At 69.3% G+C, this 5,113-nt stretch carries 5 protein-coding genes and 2 pseudogenes; 1 reads left to right on the top strand and 6 read right to left on the bottom strand.

Features of this window, described 5'->3' with window-relative positions:
* Positions 1-368, bottom strand: a pseudogene (locus AC1DYI_RS25920) (aminotransferase class III-fold pyridoxal phosphate-dependent enzyme); the annotation flags it as partial.
* Between the two features lie 55 nt (positions 369-423).
* Between AC1DYI_RS25920 and asd the strand changes: the two are divergent.
* Positions 424-1,308, top strand: a complete 885-nt coding sequence (gene asd / locus AC1DYI_RS25925) for an archaetidylserine decarboxylase (protein ID WP_477207011.1) — start codon at positions 424-426, stop codon at positions 1,306-1,308.
* A 7-nt stretch (positions 1,309-1,315) separates the two neighbouring features.
* On the opposite strand, the gene hemP is transcribed toward asd, so the two are convergent.
* The 5 genes and pseudogenes from hemP to AC1DYI_RS25950 all read right to left on the bottom strand — a co-directional run.
* Positions 1,316-1,606, bottom strand: a complete 291-nt coding sequence (hemP, locus tag AC1DYI_RS25930) for a hemin uptake protein HemP (protein ID WP_477207012.1) — start codon at positions 1,604-1,606, stop codon at positions 1,316-1,318.
* Positions 1,607-1,696: 90 nt separating this feature from the next.
* Positions 1,697-2,053 carry a hypothetical protein gene (locus AC1DYI_RS25935; RefSeq protein ID WP_477207013.1) on the bottom strand — a complete coding sequence of 119 codons (357 nt, stop codon included), beginning with the start codon at positions 2,051-2,053 and terminating at the stop codon, positions 1,697-1,699.
* Between the two features lie 69 nt (positions 2,054-2,122).
* Positions 2,123-3,622 carry a CYTH and CHAD domain-containing protein gene (locus AC1DYI_RS25940; RefSeq protein ID WP_477207014.1) on the bottom strand — a complete coding sequence of 500 codons (1,500 nt, stop codon included), beginning with the start codon at positions 3,620-3,622 and terminating at the stop codon, positions 2,123-2,125.
* Positions 3,623-3,676: 54 nt separating this feature from the next.
* Entirely contained in the window at positions 3,677-4,639 is a 963-nt protein-coding gene (locus AC1DYI_RS25945) for a hypothetical protein (RefSeq protein ID WP_477207015.1), read from the bottom strand.
* Positions 4,640-4,660: 21 nt separating this feature from the next.
* Positions 4,661-5,113 (bottom strand): annotated as a pseudogene (locus AC1DYI_RS25950) (hypothetical protein); the annotation flags it as partial.

Here is a 5,113-nt window from a genome sequence, read left to right on the forward strand (position 1 = left end):
GGGCTGTACTGGAATGGCACGCGGTAAGCGCCGGTGAACTGCAGGTCGGGCAGCGATTCGCGTGCCTCGGCGGTGACCGCCGCACTGCGCAGGTAGCGCTCGGCGTAGGTCGCGGCCAGGCGTGCGAAGCCGGCGCGGCGGCGTGCCTGCCAGTCGGTTGGCGCGCCGTCGGAGCCGAAGAATCCGGCCTCGTCATAGGCGTAGCCGGGGATCAACGACGCGACCCGCTTGGCCATGCGCGAATGGCCAGTGAGCGAGCGGTGCTTGGCGCGCGAAAGCTGCAGCCGGCGCCGGGCGCGCGGCAGCGCCCAACCGAGTGCGCCGAGCAGCAGCGCGGGCCATGCCAGGGATGCCAGGGTGTCGTCCATGTGTCGCCTGCAAGAAAACGATGTGCCGATCAGACCTCTTTCCATTGACACAACGATGAAACTCCTCACTTTGCAAAACCTGGTCCAGCACGAGGACCTGAATTTCCTGCTCACCAACCGCGTGCCGCGCATCGCGCTGACGCGGTTCATGGGCTGGTTCAGCCAGATCCGCAGCCCGCTGCTGTGCCGGCTGTCGATCGCCGTCTGGCGTTTGTTCACCGACCTGGACCTGAGCGAGGCCAAACAGCAGCGTTTCGCCAGCCTGCACGACTGCTTCATCCGCGAGTTGAAAGAAGGCGCACGGCCGATCGATACAGACCCGGCGGTGCTGACCAGCCCTTGCGACGCGATCGTCGGCGCGTGTGGGCCGGTCGCCGGCACGACGGTGTTTCAGGCCAAGGGCTTCCCCTACCAGCTGCGCGACCTGTTCGGCCCGAGCCAGGACACCTCACCGTTCCACGACGGCCAGTACGTGACCTTGCGCCTGACCTCGGCGATGTACCACCGCTTCCACGCGCCGGCCGACGCCGAGGTGCAGCACGTGACCCACCTGTCGGGCGACACCTGGAACGTCAACCCGATCGCGCTGCAGCGGGTCGAAAAGCTGTTCTGCCGCAACGAGCGGGCGGTGCTGCGCATGACGCTGGCCGAAGGTGGACACCCGTTGGCGCTGGTGCCGGTGGCGGCGATCCTCGTCGCGAGCCTGCGCCTGCACTTCGTCAACCTGCTGCTGCACGTGCGCTACCGTGGCCCGAACGAAATCAGCTGCCGCGCGGCCTGCCGCAAGGGCGACGAACTGGGCTGGTTCCAGCACGGCTCGACCATCATCGTCTTTGCGCCGGCCGGCTTCACGCTGGCCGACGGCATTCAGACGGGATCGCGTATCCGCATGGGGCAGCCGCTGATGCGGCTGCCGGCCGGGCCCGCGGACCCGGCTTGAGGCGCGTCTACTTCGTCAGGATCAGCTTGCCGGTGGTCGTGCGGCGCAGCCGGTAGACCTGGTCGCCATGGGTGATCAGCGCTTCGTCGCCGCCGGCCAGCAGCTCGTCACTTCGCCATTGAGGCAAGAGCGTGTGCGCGTCGGGCGGGTTGTCGGCCACCGTGCTCAGGTGGGGGGAGAGCTTGGGCGCCGTGCGCACCAACTCGGCCGTGTCGCGTGCCGCGGAATCGTCCAGCGGACGCGTCGACAGCGACGGGGATCGGGGGCTGCTGACCAGGGCCAGCGTCTTGCTTCGCATCGAATTCTCCAGATGGCCAAAGACCCAACGGGGAGGAACTCGGCGGTCGTCGTGAAGGTTGGTCCGAAGAAGGGGTGACGATCCGCCGATTCAAGCGGCAAGCGATCTGTCCGGGCGTTCTGGCCCGGCCGGGATGTGGGAACTGGTGGGCGCGAAGTATTCGAAGCGCGGTGGCGCCGCCTGCAGCGGCGACATCACGGCCGGCAACGCGCTGACCCATTGCGCGTCGTCCAGATGACAGCAAGGGCCGTCGCCAGCCGCACCGGTATCGGACGAGGCCGTGTCGTCGCCGGGCAGCGGTGTCGCGTCGGCCGGCGCCTCGAGCGACGTGTGGGCCCATGGTGCCTGTGCGTCGTGGCCCGCGTGCATGCCATACCACGCCGCTGCGGCCCAGCTCCACTGGAGCGGCAACAGCATCAGCATGCAGACGAGCAAGAGGCGGCGCATCGGCTGAGTGTATCGGCGGACGAAAGCGTGCGCTCGCTGGCAAACGCAGCTGGATGTGCAGGAATCGCGTCAGCCCGCTTTGGGCCGCTTGCCGCCGGACCGCCAGAACGGCTGGGCTTCGGCCACCTTGCCCAGCGCCTTGGCGCATTGCCGCGCCGATTCGCCCTGTTGCGCCAGCAGCCAGCCGACCGCGAACCAGGCGCGGGGTTCGTCTGGCGCCACGCGGCGGTAGGCCGCTTCCGCCACGGCTTCGTCGTTGTGCTGACCGAGGGCGTCCTGTGCCGGCTTGAGCGCGCGCAGGTATTTGTCGACATCGGCCCGCCGGTACAGCGATGAGGCGAACTCCGCCAGATAGCGCAGCCGCTTCAGGCGCTTGCGTGCGCGGTGCTGTTCTTCCACCGGCAGCGCTGCGAAGCGCTTCGCGGCCTTCGTCATCTGGCGGTGCAGATGCTGCAGACGCTCGGCGATCAGGGCGTCGGGGGCGTCACCGTCGTCGGGTTGGTTCAGCGCGCCGTGTGTGTAGGCGAGCAGGCCGATCAACGCGTGTTGGAATGAGGGGTTGCGCACCGTGTCCAGCGGGGCTGCCGGGGTTTCGGCGGCGGGCGGCCAATGCGGCCACGGCGCGCCGGCTGCTTGYAGCCGCGACGTGATGTGGTCAGCGACCACCTGATCGTCACGCGCGGCGCCAAGGGCCGAGAACGCAACCTCCAGCGCTTGCACATCAGCGGGCGGCCACTCGAAGCTGACCCATCCCTGCAGCTCGCGCATGGCCGTGCGCAGGCGACGCAGGCCGACGCGCAGCTGGTGCACGTGCTCGGGCGCGGGGCTGCCGGCGGCCACTTCGCTGGCATTGGGCAGTATCTGGGCCAGGCAGCTGTTGACGATCAGCGCCAGCGTGTGCGCGGTGCTGGCTTTGCAGCCGATGGTGGGTGCTTGGGCCTTGACCGCTTCGGCATGCGCTAATCCGTTGGCGAGCAACTGGCCGCGCTGCGCCTTCGAGACGCTGTCCAGCCACAGGCCGTGGCGTTCGCACCAGGTTTGGGCCAGCTCGAACAAGGCGGCCGGCGGGCCGGACTTCAGCTCGAACTCCAGCTCGCACAACGTGTGCTGCGCATCGCCGGCCACGATGCGGCCCTCGTCGAGCGCCAGCTCGATGCGGGCCCCGCCACGGGTCGCCACACGGTGGGTGCGCCAGACATCGGTCGCATAGACCTGCTTCAGTTCGGCTTCCGGGTGCTCTTGCAGCAGGCGCAGCAGCGTCTGGCCGACCGCGCTGTCATGGTGGCGCTGCACGTCCAGGTTAGGGCCATCGCGGCCGACGGCACCCAGCGCCACGTCATGCTCTTCACGCTGGGCGAGGTGGCCGGTGCTGCCCTTGAGCGTCTGCACCCAGGCACGGCCTTCCTGGCGCAGCCTCAGCGCCAGGCATTGCGCGGCCAGCAGGCCATCCGCAGTGTCGAAATACCGCGCCTGCAGGTGCAGCCGCTGCACCTTGCCCGCCTTCAAAGCGCGCTGAACCGTGGCGCGCGCTGAGGGCGGCACCTGAAACTTCAACTCCAACTCGGCCATGGCGACAGCGTAGCAGCTGCCGTGCCAGTGCCTGCCGCGCCGGGTTGACGCAGGTCAGCTTGTCGTTGGCGCGGGCCGGGCTTGCGACAAACCGGCCAGCAGTTGCAGCGTGAACCCCAGGTCCAGGTCTTCCACCGCCGCTGCCGGTTCGTTGGGCGGCAGCTCGGCGCTGAAGTGCACGCCGAAGTCCACCGCCAGGCGCTCGTTGCTTGTCTGGAACTCGGCCAGCAGGCGGCGCCGCTCGTCGCCACCCAGCAGATGCCGCAGCGGTGCCAGCCCGCCATGGGCCAGCCCGCGGCTGGCGTGCAGCAGTGGCGCCAGTTCGTAGGGCACACGTTGCCGGTTCAGGCGGTTCAGCAGCAGCGCCAGCCGCATGTCGGGCGACGGGTTGGCGCGCCGGTCCGGCAGGCCGAGCGGAGGTAACTGCAGCGCGGTTTCGAAAGCCGTCATCAGACCGGGCCCCCGCACACCGGGGCCATCGAAATCGAGCGCCCGTACCCGCGCGCCGCGCGCAGCCCAGCGCGACAGCAGCGCGTGGTAGTCGAGCCGGCCGCGGGTGGCGCGACCGCGCGCGAACGTGAGGATGGGGCGCGACTCGCGGCGCGCACCTTCGCGCACGAACTGGTTGAACAGCGCTTCGACGAACAGGTCCTGCCGGCGCAGCAGGCAGATGACCTCGATCTCGAACTGCTCGGCCAGTGGCGCGAAGAACGACGGGATCCGCTCGTCGGGCTCCGACAAACCTTCTTCGCTGATCAGCAGCGTGTGCGCGCCGCTGGCTTCGAATTCGCTCAACAGCGCATCGCGCTCGCGGGCCTGTAGCGCGGCATCACCCGACACAGCGGCCTGGTAGACCGAACAGTGTTTCGGCAGGTCGGGCCACGGCGCGCGGCGCGTGTCGGGGTAGAGCAGGTCATGACCGAGCAGCGCGCTGCGCGCGCCGTCGAGCGCACTTTGCAATGCGCTGGTGCCGGTCTTGTGGGTACCGATGTGCAGGACGAGGCGAGGGCGGAGCATGTGAAAGAGAGGAAGAGGCGGTCAGAGCCGGTAACGCCGGCCTTCGGTGCGGCCGAACTGGGCGTAGTGCGCCGCGGCATCGATGCCGGTGCGGGCGACATCGGCGTTCAGCGCCAGGTACTGCGCGGGGTCGAAATCGGATGGCAACGTCTGCATCGACTGTGGGTTCAGGTGCTTGCGCGTTGGTGCGGTCCACAGGGCTTGCCACCAGCCCGACCAGCGGCGGTGCCAGGCGGCGCGCCGCGACGACGATGCGCGCAGAGCACGAGTCGACGCCGGCGCTGCTGCCTCCGCCTGGCGCAGCCGGCTGAGTTGCGACAACTCCCGCTCCAGCCGTTGCCTCAGCTCGCGGATCGGCACGGCCGGCGGCAACGGGGCGGCTGATCGCAGCGGCGCCTCGACGACGGCCGGGGCGTCGCGCGCAGTGAACTCGCTGCGGTAGAACTCGCGCGTCGCCGCGGCATGCCGCTGTGC

The sequence above is a fragment of the Ideonella sp. P3_A4 genome (assembly GCF_056403075.1).

Coding starts and splice junctions, on each gene's coding strand:
- AC1DYI_RS25935 (WP_477207013.1), bottom strand. CDS start 2,053: ATGCGCCGCCTCTTGCTCGTCTGCATGCTGATGCTGTTGCCGCTCCAG.
- hemP (WP_477207012.1), bottom strand. CDS start 1,606: ATGCGAAGCAAGACGCTGGCCCTGGTCAGCAGCCCCCGATCCCCGTCG.
- AC1DYI_RS25945 (WP_477207015.1), bottom strand. CDS start 4,639: ATGCTCCGCCCTCGCCTCGTCCTGCACATCGGTACCCACAAGACCGGC.
- asd (WP_477207011.1), top strand. CDS start 424: ATGAAACTCCTCACTTTGCAAAACCTGGTCCAGCACGAGGACCTGAAT.